The following is a 24,486-nucleotide window of genomic DNA, read 5'->3' as shown; positions in this document are numbered from 1 at the left end:
CACCTTATTGTTCTTTCTTTTTATCCAGAAGCATCGGTTTCTTCCCTTCCAGTTTGGTCTGTTGCAGTTCCATCCAGTCAAACAACTGTTGATTTAACTCGGCTGCAGAGAGGCTATCAGTAGCCACCTTTTTGCCTATCGTCATTTTTATCACACCGGGATATTTCAAAAACCCATGTTTAGGCCATGATTTACCGGCATCATGACACACCGGAATAACAGGATATCCGGTTTCTTTTGCAAGTCTGGCACCGCCAATACCAAAGCGACCAATATACCCTTTCGCTATTCTTGTGCCTTCAGGAAAAATAACCACCCAGGCACCAGAGCTTAACCGATCCAAGCCTTGTTCTATCACTTGATTCAGCGCTTTTCTCCCAGCTTTGCGGTCTATAGCAATAGGGTTTAGAGAAGCTAGCCCCCAACCAAAAAACGGAATCCAGAATAATTCACGTTTCAACACCCACACCTGAGGCGGAAAAACAGCCTGTAATGCCAGCGTTTCCCACGAGGATTGATGTTTACAAATAATCACAGCGGGCTTATCGCCTATATTTTGGCGACCTTCGACCTCAAGCTTTACCTGACAAATTTTGTCCAATAGCCAGATATTGGATTTCGCCCACTGGCTGACCACGGCATAACGCCATTTAAACGGTAATGGCCATAACAGAACGCCTAAACAGGAAAACAATACGGCTGTAACAGCATGTAAAATAAAGAAAATAGTGGAGCGAATATAGATCATTGCAGTTTGCGTTCTAATAGGGCCGTGGCGACACTCGCCAAATCTTCATAAACCTCAACACCATCCGGAATGCCTGCAGCCAAGGTTCGTTCACCTTTGCCGGTTTTGACCAAGATAGGTCGGGCTTGTGACAACATCGCTGCCTGAATATCACGTAAGGAATCCCCCACTGCAGGCACATTTTCCAGATTCACTCGTAAACGATGAGCTAAATCCACAAACGAACCGTTCTGAGGTTTACGACACTGACAGTCATCTTCCGGACCATGAGGACAAAACATGATCGCCTCAATTTTGCCGCCGACCTGAGCCAGCATCCGACGCATTTTGCTATGAATACGATTTAAGGTTTCCACATCAAATAAACCACGCGCGATACCCGACTGATTGGTAATCACCACCACCCGGTATCCCGCATAATTTAAGCGAGCAATCGCTTCGAGGCTGCCTTCAATCGGCTCCCATTCTGCCGGATTTTTTATAAAATCATCCGAATCATGATTAATGACGCCATCTCGGTCCAGAATAATCAGCGACATAATTGCTCCTGTTACTCCTGCAAGCAGGAAATATCGGCAACGCCCAGAAATAGTGCCCGGGTTTGATTGAGTAAGGCTAAGCGATTGTTTCTTACTGCCTCGTCATCAGACATTACCATGACTTGCTCAAAAAAAGCATCGATGGTTTCACGCATGCCGGCGAGATAATTTAAAACACCGGCATAATCAGAAGCTGAATAGAGTGGTTTCAACGCGTGTTGTGCAGCCACAACCTGATCGGCCAATGCTTTTTCGGCAGGTTCGGCTAATAAGTTTGTATCAACACTTAAGCCTTCCTGCTCAGCCTCATTTTTACGTAAGATATTACCAATACGTTTATTACCGGCGGCCAGAGACTCAGCTTGTTCCAGTTTTCTAAATTCAGCCACCGCCTTCATTCTCTGCATAAAGTCCAGAGGTTGCGTTGGTAATACTGCCAGCACTGACTCGTATTCATCGGCTTTAGCGCCTTGATCGATAACATAACCTCGCAAACGGTCATAAAAATACTGCATGACCTGCGTTGTCACCTCATCTTCAGTCAGGATATCAACAAAGTTATTTGCCGCTTCTGTGACTAAACGAGACAGATCAAGCGATAACTGATTTTCGATAATAATCCGCAGCACGCCTAAAGCAGCCCGGCGTAAAGCAAACGGGTCTTTCACACCTGAAGGTGGCTGACCAATACCAAATAATCCCACTATGGTATCCAGCTTTTCAGCCAGACTGACAGCAATACCGGTAGCCGTTTGAGGCAAATCATCACCGGCAAAGCGTGGACGATATTGCTCATCCAGCGCTTCAGCGACATCGGCATGCTCACCATCCAATTGCGCGTAATAACGGCCCATAATGCCCTGTAGCTCTGGGAATTCACCAACCATCTCTGTAACAAGATCACATTTGGCTAATAACGCAGCACGCTCTGCTAATTGAGCCTCACTACCCATCTGCTGGGCAATACTGGCGGCTAAGGCTGCAACACGCTGAGATTTGTCATAAACCGTTCCAAGCTTATTCTGGAACACGATGGTTTTTAATTGTTCCTGACGTTGTGCCAGTGGCAATTTACGATCGGTTTCCCAGAAAAACGCGGCATCGCTCAAGCGCGGCAAAATCACACGTTCATTGCCAGCAATCACTTGTGCCGGATCCTGACTGGCGATATTACAGATGGTGATGAAATGCGGTAATAAATCACCGTTTTTCGCCCGTACAGCAAAATATTTCTGATGACCTTCCATTGAAGAAATCAACGCTTCAGCGGGTAATTCCAGAAAACGCGGGTCAAAGTTACCTGCCAGAGCTACTGGCCATTCCACTAATCCCGTCACTTCATCGAGCAGATCCGGATTAATCACAGCATCACCACCGAGGCTGGCCGCCAATTCATTGACTTGTCCGTGAATCGCCTGTTTTCTGGCTTCATAGTCGACCATTACGTGACCTTCGCTTTCCAGTTGTGGCGCATAAGTCATCGGTGTACTAATTCGGATAGGCTGTGGATGGTGGAAACGGTGACCGACCGTGAAGCGGTCTGAATTCAACCCTAACAAATTGACGGGAACGACATCATCGCCCAGCAATACCACCAACCAATGCACAGGCCGGACAAACTCGCCAGGCAAGTCTCCCCAACGCATACGCTTGGGAATCGGTAAAGCGTTGAGTGATTGTTGAATAATCTCTGGCAGCAAACTGGCGGTTTCAGCGCCTTTTTGTTGTTGTTTAAAAATTAGCCACGCGCCTTTATCCGTCTGCATGGTTTCTAAATCATCGACATCCACGCCACAAGAGCGAGCAAAGCCTTGTAACGCTTTGGTCGGGTTACCATCTTCGTCAAATGCCGCCGTCACAGCCGGTCCACGGCGTTCTACTGTTAAATCGTTTTGCTGGGTTTGTAACTTCGAAATCACCAAGGCCAAACGTCTTGGGGTCGCGTGGGCACGAATTACATCAAAGCTTAACTCAGCACTTTTTAGCCCCTGCTCAACACCCTGTTGAAACGCCTGACTTAATTTCAGCAATGCTTTTGGTGGTAATTCTTCTGTACCTAATTCGATAAGCAGATCCTGATATGCCTGACTCATGATTGCACCTCCTTATCTGCTGACTGAACCATTGGGAAACCTAATGACTCACGTCTGTCGTAATACGCCTGAGCAACGGCTCTGGCCAAAGTACGGACACGGAGGATAAATCGCTGTCTTTCTGTCACGGAAATGGCTTTTCTTGCATCTAGTAAATTAAATGTGTGTGACGCTTTTAGTACCAACTCATAGGCAGGCAGAGGTAAACCTGCTTCTATCATGCGCTGACTTTCGCGTTCACAGGTATCGAATGTGGTGAATAAACTTTCCACATCGGCATGTTCGAAGTTGTAGGTCGACATTTCGACTTCGTTTTGGTGGAACACGTCACCGTAGGTGACTTTCCCCATAGGCCCATCGGCCCAGATTAAGTCATAGACACTGCTCACGCCTTGCAGGTACATAGCAATACGTTCCAGACCATAGGTAATTTCGCCGGTAACGGGGCGACATTCCAGTCCGCCAACCTGTTGGAAATAGGTGAACTGTGTAACTTCCATACCGTTCAACCAGACTTCCCAGCCTAGTCCCCAGGCACCTAGCGTGGGTGATTCCCAGTTGTCTTCGACAAAACGTACATCATGGATAGCGGTATCCAGCCCCAGCATTTCCAGCGAACCTAAATACAGCTCCTGAATGTTGATAGGTGATGGTTTTAACACAACCTGAAACTGATAATAGTGCTGTAATCGGTTCGGGTTTTCACCATAACGGCCATCGGTCGGACGACGTGAAGGCTGAACATAAGCAGCACTCCATGGCTCCGGACCAATTGCGCGCAAAAATGTGGCTGGATGGAATGTCCCGGCACCCACTTCCATATCGTATGGTTGGAGAAGCACACAGCCCTGCTCAGCCCAGTACTGTTGCAGCCTGAGGATCAGTTCCTGAAAGGTTCTTGGCGTTTCCGCCTTCATCACCGCTGTCTTAGTCATTAGCTCGATTTCACAATCCAAAGTCAAAACATACGGGATTATAGCGAATACCGAGCTGACTGTAGAGGTCGACAACAGATAAATCTGTTAGCACAAAGCCTAAGCACATATTTTCCTCGTCACTCCATCGCCGCCATTCAGGTACAATTCACCCCCTGAGTCAGGTAATCATGAGAGTGACTATGCAACGAACCATTGGCATCGTTATGGATCCGATCGATCGGATCAATACCAAAAAAGACAGCAGTCTTGCGATGATGCTGGCTGCGCAGCAGCGTGACTGGCAGATTTTGTATATGGAACAGCAAGATCTTTTTCTGTCAGAGGGCAAGGTGTTTGCTGAAATGCGCAGTCTTCGTGTGTTCGATGATCCAGAGCACTGGTTTGAACTGGGTGAAAAAGTCACCCGTCCTATCACCGATGTAGATGCGATTCTGATGCGCAAGGATCCGCCGTTTGATATGGAATATATCTACAGCACTTACTTGCTGGAACAAGCACAGGCTGCTGGCGTACTTATCATCAATGATCCGCAAAGCCTGCGTGATGCGAATGAAAAACTGTTTACCGCCTGGTTCCCACAATGCTGTCCTCCGACCTTGGTAACACGCCAAAAACATCTGATAAAAGCCTTCCAGCAAACACATGGCGATATTATTCTTAAGCCGCTTGATGGCATGGGTGGCGCGTCTATATTCCGCATCAATCAAGGCGATCCCAATTTCTCAGTTATCGTCGAAACGCTGTCAGAACACGGGCGACGTTCGGTGATGGCGCAAAAGTATTTGCCGGCTATCAAAGACGGCGACAAACGCATTTTACTTATTAACGGTGAGCCGGTGCCTTACGCGCTGGCCCGCATCCCAGCTGAAGGTGAAACTCGTGGCAACCTTGCTGCAGGGGGACGCGCTGAAGGCCGGCCATTGACCGACAGGGATCGTTGGATCTGCGAGCAGGTCGGCCCCAAACTCCGCGAAAAAGGCTTAATTTTTGTCGGGCTCGACGTGATTGGTGATTATCTGACCGAAATAAATGTCACTAGTCCGACCTGTATCCGTGAACTTGATCGACAATTTGGCATCAATATTGGTGCCGATCTTATGACTGCAATAGACAAACTTCTACCATGAAACTGATACCCCTTTTATTTATCTTAACGACCTTATTACTCACAGCTTGCGGCGAACAGGAAGAAGCTGCTCGTCAAGCAAAATTTTATGCCTTCGGCACTGAAATTGATGTCAGTCTTTACGGTGTGGATGCTGACACTGCCGAGAAAACAGTGACCGATCTGGAAGACTCCTTCGATAACATTAATGAAACCTGGCATGCATGGAAACCCAGCACCTTAACCCGCATCAATAAAGCAATTGCAAACGGCGAACCAGTCGAAATCAAACCAGAAGTGGCCACGGTTATTGAAGAGGCAGCCACCTATGCCAAGGAAAGTCATAACCTGTTTAATCCGGCTGCCGGTAAATTATTTGAACTGTGGGGTTACCATCGTGATGACTGGTTTGAGTCACGCCCACCGCCTGCTCAAGATAAAATCGACGCTTGGTTAAAAGCGGCCCCCACCATGGATGATATCCATATTAAGGACAATATTCTGACCAGTGACAATTCGAAGGTTAAACTGGGGTTTGGTGGTTTTGCTAAAGGCACTGCGGTTGATGCCGCCATTGATGCCCTGAGAAAACAAGGCGTGAATAACGCCATTATCAATATTGGTGGTGATTTACGCGCTATCGGTAAACACGGCAACCGCCCCTGGGTCATTGGTATCCGCCATCCTCGTAAAGAAGGCGCTATGCTCGCCTCTGTAGCCGTATCCGGTGACGAAAGCGTATTTACTTCGGGTGACTATGAACGTTTCTTTACCTATGAGGGCAAACGCTATCCTCATATTCTGGATCCAAGAACCGGTTACCCCGCACGCGATAATATTTCTGCGACAGTGATTCACCAGCAGGCCGCCCGTGCTGATGCCGCAGCGACAGCATTAATTGTGGCCGGTAAAGACTGGCCGGAAATCGCCGCTTCAATGGGTATTAAAGAAGTCATGATTGTTCGTGCCGATGGTCAAGTTGAAATGACCCCGTCCATGCAGAAAAAAATTCATTTTACTGACAAATCAACTCAACCGATTTTACGTGAAATAGGCTCAACAACGACTCCATAGCTATGGCAACCAGCGCATCATCAGATCGACTCATTTTTACTCTGCTGTTTTCAGTCATCCTGCATCTGGTGATTGTGCTGGGTGTGAGCTTTGATGTGTTTTCTAAGCCCTCCAACTCACCAGCGAACAATCTTGATATCACGCTGGTGAAACAACAAGACAAAATCAAGCCAGAAGAAGCGGACTTTCTGGCTCAGGCAAATAATGAAGGCGGGGGGGAACTTGATACGCCTACCCCAGTGCCAACAAAAGACATACCTGTACCGCTCACTGAAGACCAACCTTCTGCCCCCCCCCCAGTGCAAAAAACAGAAACGGTCACCGAGACGGAAACCGTCGCCGTTCAACCACCAGCACCAGAACCAACACCGCCAGAGCCAAAAGTGGTCGAGCCGAAACCTGAGGTGCAAAAACCCAAACCTCAGCCCAAGGCAAAGCCAGTGCCGAAACCTGAGAAGCCAGTGAAAAAGCTCACTCAGGAAAAAGCGGAACGCAAGGTAGAAAAAACAGAGACAGCGGAAATCGCTGCTGAAACTGAGGCAGAACCTGAAGAAGTGGCTAAGCCCGAAATTTCTGCCCGTGATTTGATGATGCAGGCCAGAAGTGAAATAAGTGAGCTTCAGGAAAAACTCGATAAAAGCACCAAGGCGTTAAGTGAAAGGCCTAAAAAGCGACGCATTTCAGCCTCGACCAAAGAGTTTGCTGCCGCAGCCTATATGAAAGCCTGGGAAATGAAAGTCGAGCGCATCGGTAATATGAACTACCCTCAGGAAGCCAGGCAAAAAGGCCTGAGTGGCAGTCTGATGCTATCTGTAGATATTAATCCGGATGGCAGTGTACCGGCGGGTGGCATCGTCGTATCACGTTCATCAGGACATAAAGTTTTGGATGATGCTGCCGTCAAAATCGTGCGACTGGGTGCGCCTTATGCCGCCATTCCCAAAGATGTGCTGAAAAATAACGATATGCTGACCGTGATTCGTACCTGGAAGTTTGAAACCGGTCGCGGTTTATCGACAAGATAAAAAAAGCCGGTAACCATCGCTACCGGCTTGAATTTTAGTGAAATAAATACTGGCGAATTTCTTGTTCGCTTTTATTGATAAAGTTTTTGTTGATGGTTTGACTGATATATTTCTGTGTCACTTCACCCATTTGCTGCTTGAGTGCCCCCAGAAAACTGGGTGGGGAAATCAAAACCAGGTCGTTGACATCACCGGTTCGGCGAGCGCTTTCCAGACGTTCACTTAGGTCATGGGCAAACATCTGCATTTCGTGCTTTTTAGGTTCTGTTCTGGATTCCATGGCGTGACGCCCTCCAGCACCATGACTATCAAAGCTTCGTCCCGGCATATCAGAAACCAATTCCTGGTTCTGGGCACGGCTGGAAGTATTGATCATGTCATCGATTTCCTTGAGTGGACTAGTCCGACTCTCAACAGAAAAAATCCGAGCACGACTGCTCTCGGCGACAACGATCCACTTTTTCTTCATAGTCGATTCTCCTTCTCGCTTGGGGAAACAAGCAACACAGAGCAATAAGCGGGAAATCACCCTGCATCATCATTAACTTGATAGAAGCAATGGTTCGACTATAACAGACAAGATCGCCTTTGTCTGTTACTTAACATTTCCAAACAATTCTTTACTTATCAGCACCTTGCGACAAGCCATATCCCAGACCCGCTTTACTGATATTGCTGTATTCAAGCGGGAGAGCGGCCTTGAGCTGATCGGCTAATTTTTGGCAAATGTCTATTTGCCCCTGCTTTAATTCCAATTCAATTTCATGAATCGCGACTTGTTTGTCACCCGCTCTGACTTCGCCCCGGTCATAAGCCAGTTCAACCACGGTGTCAGCCTCTAACCTCAACAACCAAACATCACGTTCAAACTCTGTGGTGAACACTGGCTGAATAGCATTCCATACCTGCTCCTGCTCCAGTAATGGCGCGATAGCGGTTTCAGCCAGACGCTCAAGGTCAAATTCTGGCGCTTCTAATTCATGCTCCCACTCCTGACGTTCATGCAAACCAGAACTGGCTTTTCCACTGCATTTCACCGTTTGCAGCCACTGTTCACCGATTTGACGCAATCTCAGACCCACACCAAAGTTCATCAAGGCTTTATCAGCCGTATCAAAATAGGTGCTCAATAAATGCTGCTGATACACATCTTGGATCAAACGTTTTTTGAGCCAGTCTATTTCATGTAACAGAAGAGACTCAGCCTGGGTGACCTGAAGTTTTATTTCTTGTTCTAGACTCATAAGTTCAGTAAGGGTTTTAAATATTTGCCAGTGTATGAAGACGGATGTTCTGCCACCTCTTCTGGGGTACCCACAGCCAGCACTTCACCGCCACGCGCACCGCCCTCAGGTCCCATATCAATAATCCAGTCTGCGGTTTTGATGACATCCAGATTATGCTCAATCACCACAATGGTATTACCGCGGTCACGCAGGCTGTGCAGGACTTTCAGTAGCTGTTCAATATCGAAAAAGTGTAAGCCGGTGGTTGGTTCATCCAACACATATAAGGTTTTACCGGTATCACGTTTGGATAACTCTTTGGCTAATTTGACACGCTGCGCCTCACCGCCGGACAAGGTCGTCGCATTTTGTCCCAGTTTGATATACGTCAGTCCGACATCAATCAATGTCTGTAGCTTTTTGGCGACGACCGGGATGTTTTCGAAAAAGACGTTGGCTTCTTCGATGGTCATATCCAGCACTTCGGTAATCGTTTTACCTTTATAACGGATATCCAATGTTTCGCGGTTATAGCGCTCGCCTTTACACACATCACATGGCACATAAATATCAGGCAGGAAGTGCATCTCCACTTTAATCAGACCATCGCCCTGACACGCTTCACAACGGCCACCTTTGACATTAAAACTAAAGCGACCAGGACCATAACCACGTGAGCGTGCTTCTGGCGTGCCAGCGAATAATTCACGAATAGGGGTAAATAAACCGGTATAGGTAGCCGGGTTTGAACGTGGTGTACGACCAATCGGACTTTGGTTAATCGCCACCACTTTATCGAGCTGCTCTAAACCGATAATTTCAGAATGCGGTGCGGGTTCTTCAGAGTTACCGTTTAAATTTTTGGCGGTCAGTTTTAATAAGGTTTCATTGATCAGGGTTGATTTACCGGAGCCAGACACACCGGTAACACAGGTCATCAGACCAATCGGTACATCAATATCCACATTTTTCAGATTATTGCCACAGGCACCTCTTAAACCAATCACACGACCCGCATGAGGTTGTTGACGTTTCGCCGGCACCTCAATTTTTCTGCGTCCTGACAGATACTGCCCGGTCAGTGACTCTTCACTTTTCATGATTTCTTCAGGCGTGCCCTGTGCCACAATTTGTCCACCGTGCACACCGGCGCCCGGACCAATATCCAGCACAAAATCTGCCATGCGGATCGCGTCTTCATCATGCTCGACCACGATGACTGTATTACCCAGATCGCGTAGTCGGGTTAAGGTTTCCAGCAGACGGTCATTATCGCGCTGATGCAGACCAATTGAAGGTTCATCCAAAATGTACATGACCCCCACCAGACCAGCTCCAATCTGACTGGCTAAACGAATTCGCTGAGCTTCACCACCAGATAAAGTTTCTGCACTACGTGCCAGATTCAGATAATCAAGGCCGACATTGACCAAAAAGCTGAGACGCGCCGAAATTTCAGTGACAATTTTTTCTGCAATTTCACCGCGTTTACCCGGTAAGGTGAGTGTTTCAAAGAAAGTACTCACTTCGCCAATCGGCATCGCCGTGACTTCAGGTAATGTAATTTCATTGACAAATACATTACGCGAAGCCAACGTCAATCTCGCCCCGTGACACTCTGGACAAGCCCGAATGGAATGGAACTTAGCCAGATCTTCACGAACGCTGTTTGATTCTGTTTCATGATAACGGCGCTGCATATTCGGAATGACACCCTCAAACGGATGTTTGCGGCTCACTGTCTTACCGCGGTCACCCATGTAGTTGAAGGCGATCTGTGTTTTGCCGCTACCATACAGAATGACTTCACGCACATCATCGGACAATTCCTGAAAGGGTGTCTCCAGATCAAATTTATAATGTTCCGCCAGCGATAACATCAGTTGGTAGTAGTAAGCATTACGACGGTCCCAGCCACGAATCGCTCCCGCCGCCAGACTTAATTCGGGATGAGTCACCACACGCACAGGATCAATAAACTGCTTCACACCCAAACCATCACAGGTCGGACAGGCACCAGCAGGATTGTTAAACGAGAACATGCGCGGCTCTAATTCGGAAATCGAATAACCACATTCTGGACAAGCAAAGCGTGCTGAGAACAAAGTCTCATCAGATTCATCATCCATTGATACCACTTTGGCGACGCCATCAGCCATAGCCAGCGCGGTTTCAAATGATTCTGCCAAACGTTGCTGAATATCCGCGCGTACTTTAAAACGATCTACTACGGCTTCAATCGTGTGTTTTTTGCGCAGTTCTAATTCGGGCGGATCATCAAGCTCGATAACCTGACCATTTACTCGTGCACGAACGAAGCCTTTAATACGCAGCTCTTCCAGCACATCACGGTGCTCGCCTTTACGGTCCTGAATCACCGGCGCAATCAACATCAAACGTTTACCTTCAGGCATCTCCAGCACCGCATCGACCATTTGACTGACGGTTTGCGCCGCCAGTGGCTGATGATGTGTCGGGCAGCGCGGTTCACCAGCACGAGCAAATAACAATCTCAAATAGTCATAAATCTCGGTAATGGTGCCCACCGTTGAGCGCGGATTATGTGACGTGGATTTTTGCTCGATTGATATCGCAGGAGACAGGCCTTCAATATGATCCACATCCGGCTTTTCCATCATCGATAAGAACTGTCTGGCGTATGCTGACAAGGATTCTACATATCGACGCTGTCCTTCTGCGTATAATGTGTCGAAGGCAAGCGAGGATTTTCCCGAACCAGACAAGCCAGTGATAACAATCAGAGCATCTCTAGGCAGGTCCAGGTCAATATTTTTAAGATTATGGGTACGAGCCCCACGAATGCTTATATTTTTCATCCCGGGAACGCTTATATTTTTCATCAGGATTCCGTAGTAAAATCAAACGGATCAATATACTCTGTCCGACTACCATGACGCAAAAACAAACTACAACAAACTCATTGACCTCGCTGGAAAAGCGGAGCATTTCAGGGCTTTCGTTGATATTTGCCTTGAGAATGCTGGGCTTATTCATGATCTTGCCGGTTTTTTCGATATCGGCACATCAATACACGGGCAGTACCCCCATGCTCATCGGTATTGCGATTGGCGCATACGGACTGACTCAGGCGCTACTGCAAATTCCATTTGGCATGTTATCCGACAAGATTGGCCGTAAGCGCGTTATCACTATCGGCTTACTTTTATTTGCGGCCGGCAGTGTGATTGCTGCAATGGCACACTCTATTGAGATGGTTATTGTCGGACGCCTATTGCAGGGTAGTGGAGCCATCGCCGCCGCAATCATGGCTTTAACAGCAGATCTAACCCGCGATGAACAGCGTACCAAAGCGATGGCCAGTATCGGTATTAGTATCGGTCTATCATTCTCTGTCGCGCTGGCAACCGGTCCTATTCTCGAACATTGGGTTGGTTTATCAGGTATTTTCTGGGCGACAGCGCTGCTCGCCATCGCCGGTATCGGTATTTTGCACTTATGGGTACCTACCCCTAAACGTTTGATGATGCATACCGATCTTGGACCTGTCCCCAAGCAATTTGGGAAAGTGTTTGGTAACAAACAAATCATGCGTTTAGTGCTGAGCATTATGTTGCTGCATTTACTGCTTACCACCAGCTTTTTCGCTTTACCTCATGCTTTACAGGATGTGGCTGGACTGGATAAAAGCCAGCATGCTATGGCTTATATGCCAGTGCTGCTTTTAGCTTTTTTCACAATGGTGCCATTTATCATCATCGCTGAAAAAAAACGCAAAATGAAACCCGTTTTCATCGGTGCCATTGCCGTGATAGGCCTGGCTGAGCTGGGTTGGGCATTTTTTGCTCACTCATTAACCGCGATCCTAATCTGTCTTTGGTTGTTTTTTTCTGCGTTCAATATTCTCGAGGCCAGCCTGCCATCGATGATGTCAAAGCTCAGTCCGTTGGAAAATAAAGGGACAGCGATGGGGGTTTACTCCAGTGCCCAATTTGTAGGTGCATTTATTGGTGGCGCTATGGGCGGTACGCTTTATGGCATCTTCGGTCTGGAAGGGATTTTTGTCGCCAGTGTCGTACTGGTCGTCATATGGTTATTACTGGTTTTCCCTATGCAGGCACCGAAACACTACAGCAGTAAGATCATTCATCTGAGTGAGGCGACCATGAATAATTCCACTGACTTCATTCAACAATTAACAGCCATCTACGGTGTAAAAGAAGCTGTCATGGTGCCGGAAGAGCAAGTGGCTTACGTCAAATATTCGCCCGATGAAATTAATATGGAAGAACTGGAAGCCTTTGCTTCACGGCATTAAGGAGTGCAGAAATCAGGCTCGAAACCGCAGTCCTCTCATTGCTATTAATGTGATGGCGGTGATAAATGCTAGAAAAGTTGTACAAAGATACAACGCCAAGTGGTCGTCAATCATTTCTGCCAACACTGATGACAGAAACTGACCTGAAAATATCGCCATGGATAAATAGGCTAATTGTTTATTCCTGATGCTGGAATCACTCAATTCAATAGTGATGTGATTTACCAACGGTATTGATAATCCAAATCCCATCCCCATGGCAACGGCCGCTAGTATGAGAGTGAACCAAGAATTGGTGAAGGCAAACAATATCTGGGCAATACCGTAGAGACTATAAGCAGCAATCAGCGTCGACTTTTCCTGCAAACGTTCAACTACCTTTGGCATAAAAAAAGCGCCTATCACGGCCATAAATGAAATAAACGCCAGATAAAATCCTGCTGTAGTCTCACTGACACCCGATTGATGCAGTTGTACAGGCAGGGTAATGGTGGTGATGAAAAAGATCAGCATGGATATCAAAGCCAGTGCTAACACCCAACGTTGCTCTCGGCTCACTCTTACTTCGGCAGTATCTGTTTGTGTTTTCTCAAGACCTGTCATCGCTGGCACATACAACACCACCATGACTAAGATGAGCCAGGCAATAGCGTAAAGATAAAATGGCCAGAACCATGCCTGTGCGGTTAACAGTCCGGCTACAGCAAGAAAGATGACACCACCTACCTCTATCGACATACCTTGTTTTGCGATCATCTGTAACCTTTCTTGCCCTTGATAAAAGTGGGCAATTAATGCCGTACCAGATGCCATAACCACCGCAGTGGCAGCGCCGAGTAATAGGCGGTCAACATGAATGAATATGGAATCTTTGAACAAAAAACCTGCCATACCGATTAGCCCATAGAGAGCCAAACCGACACAAAGCGCGTTGTAAGCCCCGACTTTTTGCATCAATTTTCCTGCAGCTGGGCCAAACAGGATCACCCCTAGCGATGGCATGGTAATCAACCAGCCAGGATCAGAAGAAATTCCGAGCTGAGTAGCAATCAACGGTAAGCCTGGCAGCAGAATACATCCCACCATGATGGTAAGCGAGGATACTGCGAGTAATGTGATGCCGGTTAACCGGTTTGCTTGTCTTGAACTTTTATCCACTATACGGTCACTTTATTTCATATATCGGTGATAGTCATATGTTAGACTCCCTGTGTCAATAATGGATAAAATGATGGTCGATCAAAGCAAACACAATCATAGTCAGGTTATTTCGCGTGCCGCCACGATACTCAAAGCATTACAACACTATCCACAAGGAATCAGCATCACAGCATTAGCCAAACGCGTTGAGTTACCACGATCTACTGTTCATCGTTTGGTGTCGTCTTTAGAACAAGCGTCTTTGGTAATTCACACTCGTCAGGGTATACAACTTGGTGCGGCCTTATTACAGATGACGCATACTGCGCACACTGACTTCATCAGCGTCGCCAAACCCCACATCGATACATTGGCCAGACGAACAAGAGAAACCGTAGATGTCTGCGTGTTTCGGGGGCAATACTCCTTATCCATCGATCAAATAGCCAGTGATCAGGAACTTCGCGTCATGTCCCCGGTGGGGACAGCCTTCCCTGTTTACACATCGGCTCATGGCAAAGCGATACTGGCAACGCTCAGTAATGAAGAAGTCAAAACTGTCATTGGTGACAAATGGATACAGCGCACAAAGTCCAGCCACGTATCCTATGACACGCTCTTTCGTGACCTGGATTTGATTCGTAAAAATGGCTGGGCAGTTGATATTGAAGAACATGCTGAAGGAGTTTGCGCTGTAGGTGTCAGCATTCAATCCTCGCTAGCAGAGCGCTATGCCATTGCAGTCGCATTACCCGTAATTCGTTTCAACAAAAACATGACAGAAGTGACTTCAGCATTACTACAGTGTCAAGCTGAAGTTGAAGAAGTACTCAAGCGCTAAAGCAGATTATCCTTATCTCTTCCAAACACCCCACCTGAGACAACACATCACACTGGACCTTCTATTTTGATATTGGGAATGTCTGACTGAGATGATATTATCCCTGCTCATTAGCAATCCTTTTCTGCCTGCAATAGTGTGGTTGATGGTAGAAACGCTTTTAACTATTTTTTTAACACTGAGACGGTCATTTGACTGATGTTCAGCAGCAACATCAGCACAGATTTGACGGTCCCCATTAAACCAAGGAACAAGCCATGTCAGTAAATAAGGTCATTCTGGTCGGACGACTCGGCGCAGAGCCTGAAAGCCGCGCCTTTCCAAACGGTGGTTCAATTTGTAATTTACGAATTGCCACATCAGAAAGCTGGAAAGACAGACAAACCGGTGAACGTCAGGAACGCACCGAATGGCACCGTGTCGTCTTACGCAACAAACTGGGGGAAATCGCTCAGCAATATCTGCACAAAGGCTCACAGGTTTATATCGAAGGTCGGATTCAAACGCGTAAATGGCAAAATCAGCAAGGACAAGACCAATACACGACGGAAATCGTGGGTAATGAAATGACCATGCTGGACAGTCGTGGTGCCGGCGGCGGTGCCAACCAGGGCGGTGGCAGTAACTACAGTGGTGGTGATACCTCGTTTGACCAACGTCCACAACAACAATCAGGCGGTTACAATGCACCACAACCTGCCTCATCATCTGCAGGCCCTGATTATGGTGGTGGCGGTGATGATTATTACGATGATGACATTCCGTTCTAGGAATCTCTGAAAGATCACAAAAAAGCCCTGTTTTACAGGGCTTTTTTATTATCTTAACGTCAGATACCACTCATAACAAAGCATCAATATGACTAGCTACGCTGCGGCCTAACGCTGACATGACATAACCGCCTTCAAGCGTTGAAACTATCCGGCCCTGGGCAAATTTATCCGCTATTTTTTTCACTTCACTCGTCACCCAGGCAAAATCATCTTCCACCAAATCCAGATCTGACATATCGTCTTCCCGATGCCCATCGAATCCAGCTGAGATAAAAATCATTTCTGGTTGAAATGCTTCCAGCTCTGGTAGCCATTGTTCTTCAATAAGTTGGCGAAATTGCTCACCACTGGTGCCAGCAGGCAGACCAATATTGATCATATTGTCGTGTTTACCCGGTTCACCAGTATCGGGATAAAAAGGATGCTGAAAACTACTGCATAACAGTATCTGCTGATTGCCTCTGAAAATATCTTCTGTGCCATTACCATGGTGTGCATCAAAGTCGATAATGGCCACTCGCTGCAATCCATATTCAGCTATCGCATGAGCGACACCTACAGCGACGTTATTGAATATACAAAAGCCCATCGCTTTGTTATGTTCTGCGTGATGACCGGGCGGTCTGACACAACAAAAGGCCGTATTCGCGTCTTGGCTCATCACTAAATCAACCGCTTTTACTACAGCCCCGGCTCCACGCTGTGCCGCCGTTAATGACGCTGACACCATCAATGTATCGGCATCCAGCCAAACACGTTCATTCTCTTGCAACTTCTGAAAGATATCACTGACATAATCAGCATCATGAACACGACATAATTGCTGTAAGGTGACCATCGGCGCGTCATAAAAATGCATAACCATTTCCAGGCCGCTGGCGATAAGACGATCGTGAATGGCAGCAAGTCTTTCTGCCGTGTCCGGGTGATATGATGTCGTTTCGTGCAGGGCACAGTCAGCATGAGAAATAAACGCGATAGTCATAACGACACCTTAAACAACCGTAATAAAGTTTTTGTAAGCTAATCGTATCAGGAAAATGGACCAGTGATATGACCACACATTTTTTAGACCGCCTGTTTTCACCCCGTTCAATCGCGGTATTTGGTGCCAGTCAGACGACGGATGCGGTGGGCAGACGCGTATTTGATAATTTGGTGGATACCGATTTTTCCGGACCAGTCTTTGCAGTAAATCCAAAATATGATCGTATCAATGATCATATTTGCTACCCGAATCTGGAAGCGATTAATGAATCTATCGATTTGGCTGTTATCGCCACACCGGCCACCACCATAGAAGCCATTATTCATCAATGTGGTCACGCAGGTGTGAAAGCGGCCATCATTATTTCAGCCGGTTTTAGTGAAGGACAGGGGCAAGGACTGAAACTGGAACATGCGGTGGTGAAAGCCGCAAAGCAATACAATATTCATATTCTAGGCCCGAATTGTCTGGGTCTTATCCGGCCTAGTATTGGCATGAATGCCACGTTCAGCAAAAACACCGCTGCGCCGGGGCAATTAGCCTTAATTTCACAATCTGGTGCTTTATGTACAGCCATTTTGGATTGGGCCGCAGCCAATGAAGTGGGCTTCTCCGCCATTATCTCTCTGGGCAATGCCGCCGATATCGACTTTGGCGATCTGCTCGATTTCCTGGCTCAGGACCACAAGACCCAAAGCATTCTGCTGTATGTCGAAGGCATACGTGATGCACGCCGTTTTATGAGCGGTTTACGTATCGCTTCTCGTATGAAACCTGTGGTCGTGATCAAGGCGGGTCGTCATCAAGCTGGCTCACAAGCCGCTTTAACGCATACCGGTGCGATGATGGGGGGAGATGACGTCTTTAATGCCGCAATTCAGCGAGCAGGTGTGGTCAGAGCCGATACCATCCAGCAGCTTTTTGCGGCGGCTGAATTATTAGCCACACAATGCCGTGTTCATGGCAGACGTTTAGCGATTGTTACTAACGGTGGTGGTCTTGGCGTCATGGCCACTGATCGGGCCATTGATTTAGGTATTGAATTAGCCAGTCTGTCAGATGACACCATTGTCAGTCTGGATAAGGTATTACCAGCCCACTGGTCACGTAGTAATCCTATCGATGTGCTGGGTGATGCCGCACCGGAACGTTATAAAGCAGCGGTCAATGCCTGTTTGCAAGATGAAGGCATTGATGGCGTGTTAGTCATGTTATCGCCCCAAGCCATGACTGACCCCGATGCTTGTGCGCAGGCTGTCATTGATGCACAACAGACCAGTTCTAAACCTGTTCTGGCTTGCTGGATGGGACAACAACTTATCGCCAGTGCAGATCGTTTGTTTGCCCGTCATCATGTGCCGTGTTTTTCTGATCCGGAATCATCAGTGGAAGCCTTCGCCTGTCTGGCCCGTTTTTATGAAAATCAGCAGCTGCTGATGCAGGTTCCCGGCCCTTTATCATCACATAGTGAACCCGATATTGAAGGCGCCCGACTGATTATTGAAAGTGTCTTAGCTGAAAATAGACAAGCGCTGACAACGGCTGAATCCCGAGCCGTGTTACATGCCTTTGATATCCCGGTGAGCCTAAGCATTCAGTGTCATAGTGCCAATGAAGCTTTGGTCGCCGCAGAAAGTTTTGGTTATCCGGTAGCGATGAAAATCAATGATCGCCATATCCAGCATAAAACGGATGTCGGTGGTGTACGTTTAAATATCAATAATGCAGCGGCGGTCAGACTGGTTTACAAAGAATTACAAGAAGCTGTACGCAAGAAAGTGCCGGATATAAAATCGTTCAGCGTCAGTATCGAACCGATGTATACCGATCCCTTTGGCAGAGAATGTCTGGTCGGCGCCAATCGTGATCCGGTGTTTGGCACCACCATTGTGTTTGGTGCCGGTGGTGTAAAAGTGGAAGTGCTTCAGGATACCGCTATCGCCCTGCCACCGTTAAACACCTTCCTGGCGGATAAGCTGATTAATCAAACCAAAATCGCAGCAATGCTCGGTGAATTCCGTGATATGCCTGCGGTAAACCGTGATGCCTTAATACAAGTGTTATTGCGTGTATCTGAAATGGTCTGTGAATTACCAGAAATTGAATCGCTGGATATCAATCCGCTGGTTGTCGACGAGCGTGGCGTGTTGGCATTAGATGTCAGAATTATGGTGGCAAATCATGTCAAAAAGATTAATCGTTATGATCATATGGCCATTCACCCCTACCCTACCCATTTGACCAGACAAGAACAGTTAGCCGATGGCACGGATATTATTATCCGACCAATACGACCTGAAGATGCACTGATAGAACAAGTCTTTTTCCGAAAGCTTTCTACCGAATCTCGCTACTTTCGCTTTATGCAGGAACTCAACGAATTATCGCAGGATATGTTGATACGCTTTACTCAGCTTGATTACAGTCGCGAACTGGCTCTGATGGCGGTGACCATGGAAGAAGAGGAAGAAATTGAAGTCGGTGTCGCCCGTTACAGCATGAACCCGGATGGCAGCAGCTGTGAATTTGCTTTGGTCGTCGCCGATGAGTGGCAGCATAAAGGGATTGGCACACGACTGATGAATGCGTTAATTTCCAGTGCTCGCCAGCAAGGTTTCAGCCTGATGGAAGGCGAAATCCTGACCAGTAATCAACCCATGCAGCGGCTGGTAGAGAGTTTAGGGTTTACGGTCACGGCCAGCCTGGAAGAGCCCTCAATCAGGTTAGCTTCCATGCATTTGTAGTGCCGCTGAGCAAAAATTATCTGAAAACCATTGATTGTTATTAACAAGAGTGGGAGCATCAATTAGTAACCACCAAAGAAGGCGTGTGAATGAAAAAAATCCCTTATACGACTGTTCGTCCGATTCGTAGTCTTAACCTGTTATCACAGGAAGAAATCATCAAACTCAGCTCACCCAGCGCTGAGCTGCATCAACTGTTTCGTGAATGTGCTCTGGCCATTCTGAATACTGACAGCCATGAAGATGATGCTGAAGAAATTCAGCAGCTCTATGCGGACTTTGATATCCGCCTGAAATCACAACCGCGAGGTGTGATGCTGGAAATCTTTAATGCACCCGCTCAGTCCTTTGTGGACGGCACCCTGATTCGCGGTATTCAGGAGCATTTATCTTCGGTATTGCGCGATATTGTCTACACTGACTTTAAAATTCTGGCAGAAGAAACCAATAGCTCGGCAAAAATCACCGATAAAGTGTTTCGCATTTTGCGTAATGCCAATATGGTCAGACCGAATGTGTCACCTAATCTGGTAGTGTGCTGGGGTGGTCACTCTATTCCACGTGAAGAATATGACTATGCCAAACATGTCGGATATGAGTTTGGTTTGAGAGGACTGGATATCATCACCGGCTGCGGTATTGGTGCGATGAAAGGCCCTATGAAAGGGGCTGCAGTGGGTCATGCTAAACAGCAAATCACCCATGGTCGTTATATCGGCATTAGCGAACCAGGCATCATTGCTTCAGAATCGCCCAATGCCATCGTCAATGAGCTGGTTATCATGCCCGACATCGAAAAACGCCTGGAAGCCTTTGTGCGTCTGGGTCACGTTATCGTGGTATTCCCAGGTGGTGTCGGTACCGTCGAAGAAATCTTCTATTTACTCAGTATCCTGCTGCATCCGGAAAATAAATATGGCATTCCATTAATTTTTGCTGGGCCAGAATCCTGTCGGGACTACTTCAACACGCTGGACGCCTTCCTCAAACAGTGTCTGGGTGAAGAAATTAGTAACTTATATGAAATCGTGATTGGTGAGCCAGAAACCGTTGGCTATAAAGTCAAACAGGCGATGACCGAAGTCCATGAAAATCGCAGAGAAACTGAAGAAGCCTATTACTACAACTGGCAGTTACATATCGACCCTATGCTGCAGCAGCCATTTATTCCTACTCATGAAAATATGGCCGCGTTGGATTTAGATCCATCATTGCCCAAACATTTGCTTGCCAGCCAGATCCGCTCAGCATTTTCAGGCATTGTCGCCGGCAATGTGAAAAGTTTTGGTATTAAAGAAGTGGCGAAGCATGGGCCTTATCTGTTGAAGGGTGATCCTGACATCATGCAAGCCATTGATAATCTGCTCCATATTTTTGTCAAACAGCAACGAATGAAACTAGGCCAGGGAGAAGGGGTGTATCAACCTTGTTATAAATTGGTGGGCTAACTTTTACTCGATAATGACAAGTGATGTTACATAAACCACTTCAGAAGCAGGGGCACAGATAGCTGGTGATTGCACTTTTCCATGACCAGTCATCGGTGTCCTTGGCCTGAATGAATTAGCCACCCAAGCAATATGTCACTATCCTTGAGAATTATTTAAGGATAGTTATTGAGGATGGGTGAGATTAAATCGTTTACGGGCCAGTGCAATCAGTAATAACACAGGTAGCCCCATCAGTGCCGTCATCAAAAAGAAATTTTCAAACCCAATAGACTCGACCATAGAACCAGAGTAACCGCCCAGCACTTTGGGGATTAAGGTCATCAATGAGCTGAAAATGGCATACTGCACAGCGGTAAAAGAGATATTGGTTAAACTCGACAAAAAGGCAATAAAGGCGGCATTAGCCAGACCACCGGATAAATTATCGGCGGTAATCACCACATACAGCATCGTAATATCATGACCGCTTTGCACTAACAGCATAAACAACAAATTAGTAATGGCAGATAACACCGCCCCCAACATCAATATCGGCATCACACCATAACGTAACACCAGTACCCCGCCATAAAAGGCGCCGAAAATGGTCATAAACACACCAAAGGTTTTCACCACGGTGGCAATTTCATTTTTGGTAAAGCCAAGGCTTTGATAAAGCGGATTAGCCACTACGCCCAGCACAATATCTGAGATTCGGTACAGACCCACCAAGGCTAATAATAACCAAGCCAAAGACCAGCCATAGCGTGTAAAGAAATCCTGAATAGGCGCGATGTAGCTGTGAGTCACACTTTGTTTATCGATAAATTTTATTTGTGTCATCAACAGCGCCACTAGCGCTGCGGCAACCCCGGCAAATACCAATCTGATTAACTCGATAAAAACAGACACCAGTTGCGCATTACTCAACAATAAACTCAGTTTTTGTTTCGCCAGCGCGGTTAAGTCTGCTGTCAGAGCAAAGCTACAAATAAAGGCGCTCACTGCCAGCAAAAAGGTAATAAAAAATCGCACATGATGGCGACGATTGATCAAAGCTGATGCTTGTTGCTGCTTGGGCTCATCGATGATTAAGGTGGTCAAAATGCCAACTAAAAATAAACTGGCCATCGCCCAGTAGGTTAATTGCCAGGCCTCAAAATTATAATGCTCCATACTGGTACCAAAATAACTGGCCAGAAATAAAGCGCCGCCTCCAGCCAGCAACATGCCAATGCGATATCCGGCGATGTAACTGGCTGACATCATCGCCTGCAGTTCAGCATTAGCAGACTCTATACGGTAAGCATCGGTGACAATATCCTGAGTAGCCGAGGAAAAGCCTAAACACACTGCAGCAGCGCCCATCCATACTAAAGAATGCTGGGCAGGATCGACCATGGCCATAAAAATAATGGAGCCCATCACCATGCACTGCGCCAATAATAACCAGGCACGCCGACGTCCTAGCCAACGGGTTAATAAGGGTAAAGGCATGACATCGACTAATGGTGCCCAAACGAATTTGAATGAGTAACCCAGTGCCGCCCAACTGAAATAAGTGATGTCACTTTTTGCGATGCCGACTTCGCCAAGCCATAGACTCAAGGTGGAAAAAATCAGTAATAACGGCAGGCCCGCCATGATGCCAAAGACAAGCATCGTTAACACCCGCGGGTGCATAAATGCTTGTAAACTCTCCTGCCATGAACGTAGTCGTGCTATCAAAATCGGTCTCAGATCGCGTTGAATCAGCTAAAGTAACATTGAAGTATATCTGGTTCCACTTTTGTTCATAGTGATGCAGACGACTAGAAAATATTGCTGTTCATCATGCAGTCAACGATAATGAGAAAATTAAGAGAACACACTTCTGATATTCTTGATACCTCATGGCTAAACAACGCAAAATAATTCACGTCGATATGGATGCTTTTTTTGCTTCTGTTGAACAACGTGATCATCCAGAATATAAGGGTAAACCACTGATCGTCGGCGGCCAGCCTAACAGCCGGGGCGTGGTTGCGGCCTGTAGCTATGAAGCCAGAAAGTACGGCATTCACTCGGCCATGCCCTGCTCGCGCGCCTATCGTTTATGCTCTCATGCCTTATTTGTGCCGCCACGCTTTGACGCATACCGTGAAGTATCCAACCAAATCCGTGATATTTTCTGGCGTTATGCCACTGAAGTTGAGCCGTTATCTCTTGATGAAGCTTATTTAGATGTCACCTACACCGAGGCTTTTAATGGTTCGGCCACCTTGATTGCCCAGGCCATTAAACGTGAGATTTTGCAGGAAACCCGACTCACCGCCTCGGCGGGTGTTTCCTATAATAAATTCCTCGCCAAAATTGCCTCGGATATGGACAAACCCAATGGGCTCTATGTCATCAGACCCGAACAAGGCGAAGCTTTTGTCGCCGATCTTCCTGTGGGTAAGTTTCATGGTATTGGTCCGGCTACGGAAACCAAAATGCATAATCTCAGCATCCATACCGGCAAAGACCTTCGGGAGAAAACCTTAGCTGAACTGACTGAACGCTTCGGCAAAGCAGGTCAGTATTATTACAATATCGCCCGAGCTATCGATGAACGCCCGGTTCGCAGTCAACGCATTCGTAAATCACTGGGCAAAGAAACCACCTTTGCTGAAGATATTCACTCTATCCCGGAATTAACCGCCAAACTGCTTGATCTGGCTGAACGCGTTTTCGAAAGCCTGGATAAACAAAACCTGAAAGCGCGCACCATCACCCTCAAAGTGAAATATGCTGACTTTCAACAAGTCACCCGTGCCCACAGCCCCGAGCACATTATTCAACTAACAGACTTAAAACAGATCATTCCGCTATTGCTTGAAAAGACAGAAGCTGGAATCAAACCTGTGAGATTGGTGGGATTAAGTATGAGTAGGTTTGATGTGCCTGTAGTACAGACGCATCAACCACAGTTAGACTTAGCGTTAAATGATGAGTTTTAAAAATAAAACGATCCATCGTTTGGATTGAGGAAGAAACCCGAAATGAACTTAGTTATGGTCATTGAGCTTCAACCCAAGCACTATTGATATAATTAAAGAGCTGCCTTGATACGATTTTTCAGAATTTTATAACGGCTAAACGCACATTTCACGAAGTTACCATCCTTATGTTTAAAGCGTTTTTTTAGTGCTTTTTTTACTTCCCATGTGCCTTTATAACCATTAGGGAAAACCACTAAGTCACCCGCTTTAAATGTGGTCGCTGGGCCACCATCATTTGGCGTCATCACACACTCTCCTTCTACAATGTATGCCACTTCAGTGGTGACAAATGACCAGGGAAATACGGATACTTCTTTTCCCCATGTTGGCCAATGTTCAACCCCCATTTTCTTTAATTGTGCTTCGCTGGGATTACTGTCCACGGTAATGTCTTTCATTTGAATTCCTAAAATTTAAGTTTTGCCCAAATAATAAATATTTGGGATGAGATGGGGATTTCGCCTTATCTATTTTGCCTGTCTTTCAGTGATAAACCGAATTT

20 protein-coding genes are annotated in these 24,486 nt (G+C 46.8%); 9 read left to right on the top strand and 11 right to left on the bottom strand.

Going from position 1 to position 24,486, the window contains the following annotated elements; genetic code table 11:
• Positions 1-4: 4 nt before the first annotated feature.
• Genes AC13DA_RS04165 through glyQ form a run of 4 tightly spaced genes read right to left on the bottom strand, consistent with a single transcriptional unit; the run spans position 5 to position 4,315 of the window.
• On the bottom strand, positions 5-748 hold the full coding sequence (locus tag AC13DA_RS04165; RefSeq protein ID WP_284452298.1) for a lysophospholipid acyltransferase family protein: 744 nt from the start codon (positions 746-748) through the stop codon (positions 5-7).
• A complete protein-coding gene (gene gmhB / locus AC13DA_RS04160) occupies positions 745-1,287 on the bottom strand; it encodes a D-glycero-beta-D-manno-heptose 1,7-bisphosphate 7-phosphatase (RefSeq protein ID WP_007144479.1) in 543 nt (180 codons plus the stop codon). The genes AC13DA_RS04165 and gmhB overlap by 4 nt, the downstream gene beginning before the upstream one ends.
• A gap of 11 nt (positions 1,288-1,298) precedes the next feature.
• Positions 1,299-3,380 carry a glycine--tRNA ligase subunit beta gene (gene glyS, locus AC13DA_RS04155; RefSeq protein WP_284452297.1) on the bottom strand — a complete coding sequence of 694 codons (2,082 nt, stop codon included), beginning with the start codon at positions 3,378-3,380 and terminating at the stop codon, positions 1,299-1,301.
• Positions 3,377-4,315: a glycine--tRNA ligase subunit alpha gene (gene glyQ, locus AC13DA_RS04150; RefSeq protein ID WP_007144477.1), complete on the bottom strand. Its 939-nt coding sequence runs from the start codon at positions 4,313-4,315 to the stop codon at positions 3,377-3,379. Before glyQ ends, glyS begins: the two co-directional genes overlap by 4 nt.
• 182 nt (positions 4,316-4,497) lie before the next feature.
• Between glyQ and gshB the strand changes: the two genes are divergently transcribed.
• Genes gshB through AC13DA_RS04135 form a run of 3 tightly spaced genes read left to right on the top strand, consistent with a single transcriptional unit; the run spans position 4,498 to position 7,522 of the window.
• Positions 4,498-5,445 carry a glutathione synthase gene (gene gshB, locus AC13DA_RS04145; RefSeq protein WP_284452296.1) on the top strand — a complete coding sequence of 316 codons (948 nt, stop codon included), beginning with the start codon at positions 4,498-4,500 and terminating at the stop codon, positions 5,443-5,445.
• Entirely contained in the window at positions 5,442-6,497 is a 1,056-nt protein-coding gene (locus AC13DA_RS04140) for an FAD:protein FMN transferase (protein ID WP_273183066.1), read from the top strand. Before gshB ends, AC13DA_RS04140 begins: the two co-directional genes overlap by 4 nt.
• A 2-nt stretch (positions 6,498-6,499) precedes the next feature.
• Positions 6,500-7,522, top strand: a complete 1,023-nt coding sequence (locus tag AC13DA_RS04135; RefSeq protein WP_284452295.1) for an energy transducer TonB — start codon at positions 6,500-6,502, stop codon at positions 7,520-7,522.
• A gap of 34 nt (positions 7,523-7,556) precedes the next feature.
• On the opposite strand, the gene AC13DA_RS04130 is transcribed toward AC13DA_RS04135, so the two are convergent.
• From AC13DA_RS04130 to uvrA, 3 genes are all read right to left on the bottom strand, one after another.
• Positions 7,557-7,991, bottom strand: coding sequence for a host attachment protein (locus AC13DA_RS04130; protein WP_284452294.1), 435 nt, complete (start codon positions 7,989-7,991; stop codon positions 7,557-7,559).
• 151 nt (positions 7,992-8,142) lie between these two features.
• The gene (locus tag AC13DA_RS04125; RefSeq protein ID WP_284452293.1) at positions 8,143-8,766 is read right to left on the bottom strand and encodes a CYTH domain-containing protein; all 624 of its coding nucleotides are present in this window, start codon (positions 8,764-8,766) and stop codon (positions 8,143-8,145) included.
• Positions 8,763-11,585, bottom strand: a complete 2,823-nt coding sequence (gene uvrA / locus AC13DA_RS04120) for an excinuclease ABC subunit UvrA (RefSeq protein ID WP_284452305.1) — start codon at positions 11,583-11,585, stop codon at positions 8,763-8,765. Before uvrA ends, AC13DA_RS04125 begins: the two co-directional genes overlap by 4 nt.
• A 74-nt stretch (positions 11,586-11,659) precedes the next feature.
• On the opposite strand from uvrA, the gene AC13DA_RS04115 reads away from it, so the two are divergent.
• Positions 11,660-13,045, top strand: a complete 1,386-nt coding sequence (locus AC13DA_RS04115; RefSeq protein ID WP_040576151.1) for an MFS transporter — start codon at positions 11,660-11,662, stop codon at positions 13,043-13,045.
• 12 nt (positions 13,046-13,057) lie between these two features.
• On the opposite strand, the gene AC13DA_RS04110 is transcribed toward AC13DA_RS04115, so the two are convergent.
• Positions 13,058-14,203, bottom strand: a complete 1,146-nt coding sequence (locus tag AC13DA_RS04110; protein WP_284452292.1) for an MFS transporter — start codon at positions 14,201-14,203, stop codon at positions 13,058-13,060.
• 73 nt (positions 14,204-14,276) lie between these two features.
• Here AC13DA_RS04110 and AC13DA_RS04105 point away from each other — a divergent pair, with 73 nt between their 5' ends.
• Positions 14,277-15,026, top strand: a complete 750-nt coding sequence (locus AC13DA_RS04105; RefSeq protein ID WP_284452290.1) for an IclR family transcriptional regulator — start codon at positions 14,277-14,279, stop codon at positions 15,024-15,026.
• 257 nt (positions 15,027-15,283) lie between these two features.
• Positions 15,284-15,796 carry a single-stranded DNA-binding protein gene (locus tag AC13DA_RS04100; protein ID WP_007144466.1) on the top strand — a complete coding sequence of 171 codons (513 nt, stop codon included), beginning with the start codon at positions 15,284-15,286 and terminating at the stop codon, positions 15,794-15,796.
• A gap of 70 nt (positions 15,797-15,866) precedes the next feature.
• Here AC13DA_RS04100 and AC13DA_RS04095 read toward each other — a convergent pair whose 3' ends face one another.
• Positions 15,867-16,784 (bottom strand): histone deacetylase family protein, encoded by a 918-nt coding sequence (locus AC13DA_RS04095; protein WP_273183056.1) that lies wholly within the window; start codon positions 16,782-16,784, stop codon positions 15,867-15,869.
• A gap of 68 nt (positions 16,785-16,852) precedes the next feature.
• Between AC13DA_RS04095 and AC13DA_RS04090 the strand changes: the two genes are divergently transcribed.
• Complete coding sequence (locus AC13DA_RS04090; RefSeq protein WP_284452289.1) at positions 16,853-19,531, top strand: bifunctional acetate--CoA ligase family protein/GNAT family N-acetyltransferase; 2,679 nt, start codon at positions 16,853-16,855, stop codon at positions 19,529-19,531.
• Positions 19,532-19,620: 89 nt separating this feature from the next.
• Positions 19,621-20,979: a nucleotide 5'-monophosphate nucleosidase PpnN gene (gene ppnN / locus AC13DA_RS04085; RefSeq protein WP_284452288.1), complete on the top strand. Its 1,359-nt coding sequence runs from the start codon at positions 19,621-19,623 to the stop codon at positions 20,977-20,979.
• A gap of 165 nt (positions 20,980-21,144) precedes the next feature.
• On the opposite strand, the gene AC13DA_RS04080 is transcribed toward ppnN, so the two are convergent.
• Complete coding sequence (locus AC13DA_RS04080) at positions 21,145-22,689, bottom strand: AmpG family muropeptide MFS transporter (protein ID WP_284452286.1); 1,545 nt, start codon at positions 22,687-22,689, stop codon at positions 21,145-21,147.
• 164 nt (positions 22,690-22,853) lie between these two features.
• Between AC13DA_RS04080 and dinB the strand changes: the two genes are divergently transcribed.
• Positions 22,854-23,942, top strand: coding sequence for a DNA polymerase IV (gene dinB / locus AC13DA_RS04075; RefSeq protein WP_284452284.1), 1,089 nt, complete (start codon positions 22,854-22,856; stop codon positions 23,940-23,942).
• A gap of 92 nt (positions 23,943-24,034) precedes the next feature.
• On the opposite strand, the gene AC13DA_RS04070 is transcribed toward dinB, so the two are convergent.
• Positions 24,035-24,382, bottom strand: a complete 348-nt coding sequence (locus tag AC13DA_RS04070; protein WP_284452282.1) for a cupin domain-containing protein — start codon at positions 24,380-24,382, stop codon at positions 24,035-24,037.
• Positions 24,383-24,486 lie beyond the last annotated feature (104 nt).

It is taken from the genome of Methylophaga sp. F-2 (genome assembly GCF_056859315.1).
This window is presented reverse-complemented; position numbering and strand designations above follow the sequence as displayed.

What these genes read in the sequence shown, in the direction of transcription:
- AC13DA_RS04090 (WP_284452289.1), top strand. Translation starts at nt 16,853, where the DNA reads ATGACCACACATTTTTTAGACCGCCTGTTTTCACCCCGTTCAATCGCG.
- uvrA (WP_284452305.1), bottom strand. Translation starts at nt 11,585, where the DNA reads ATGAAAAATATAAGCATTCGTGGGGCTCGTACCCATAATCTTAAAAAT.
- AC13DA_RS04115 (WP_040576151.1), top strand. Translation starts at nt 11,660, where the DNA reads ATGACGCAAAAACAAACTACAACAAACTCATTGACCTCGCTGGAAAAG.
- gshB (WP_284452296.1), top strand. Translation starts at nt 4,498, where the DNA reads ATGCAACGAACCATTGGCATCGTTATGGATCCGATCGATCGGATCAAT.
- AC13DA_RS04095 (WP_273183056.1), bottom strand. Translation starts at nt 16,784, where the DNA reads ATGACTATCGCGTTTATTTCTCATGCTGACTGTGCCCTGCACGAAACG.
- AC13DA_RS04135 (WP_284452295.1), top strand. Translation starts at nt 6,500, where the DNA reads ATGGCAACCAGCGCATCATCAGATCGACTCATTTTTACTCTGCTGTTT.
- AC13DA_RS04125 (WP_284452293.1), bottom strand. Translation starts at nt 8,766, where the DNA reads ATGAGTCTAGAACAAGAAATAAAACTTCAGGTCACCCAGGCTGAGTCT.
- dinB (WP_284452284.1), top strand. Translation starts at nt 22,854, where the DNA reads ATGGCTAAACAACGCAAAATAATTCACGTCGATATGGATGCTTTTTTT.
- glyQ (WP_007144477.1), bottom strand. Translation starts at nt 4,315, where the DNA reads ATGACTAAGACAGCGGTGATGAAGGCGGAAACGCCAAGAACCTTTCAG.
- AC13DA_RS04165 (WP_284452298.1), bottom strand. Translation starts at nt 748, where the DNA reads ATGATCTATATTCGCTCCACTATTTTCTTTATTTTACATGCTGTTACA.
- AC13DA_RS04100 (WP_007144466.1), top strand. Translation starts at nt 15,284, where the DNA reads ATGTCAGTAAATAAGGTCATTCTGGTCGGACGACTCGGCGCAGAGCCT.
- glyS (WP_284452297.1), bottom strand. Translation starts at nt 3,380, where the DNA reads ATGAGTCAGGCATATCAGGATCTGCTTATCGAATTAGGTACAGAAGAA.
- gmhB (WP_007144479.1), bottom strand. Translation starts at nt 1,287, where the DNA reads ATGTCGCTGATTATTCTGGACCGAGATGGCGTCATTAATCATGATTCG.
- AC13DA_RS04105 (WP_284452290.1), top strand. Translation starts at nt 14,277, where the DNA reads ATGGTCGATCAAAGCAAACACAATCATAGTCAGGTTATTTCGCGTGCC.
- AC13DA_RS04070 (WP_284452282.1), bottom strand. Translation starts at nt 24,382, where the DNA reads ATGAAAGACATTACCGTGGACAGTAATCCCAGCGAAGCACAATTAAAG.
- AC13DA_RS04140 (WP_273183066.1), top strand. Translation starts at nt 5,442, where the DNA reads ATGAAACTGATACCCCTTTTATTTATCTTAACGACCTTATTACTCACA.
- AC13DA_RS04130 (WP_284452294.1), bottom strand. Translation starts at nt 7,991, where the DNA reads ATGAAGAAAAAGTGGATCGTTGTCGCCGAGAGCAGTCGTGCTCGGATT.
- ppnN (WP_284452288.1), top strand. Translation starts at nt 19,621, where the DNA reads ATGAAAAAAATCCCTTATACGACTGTTCGTCCGATTCGTAGTCTTAAC.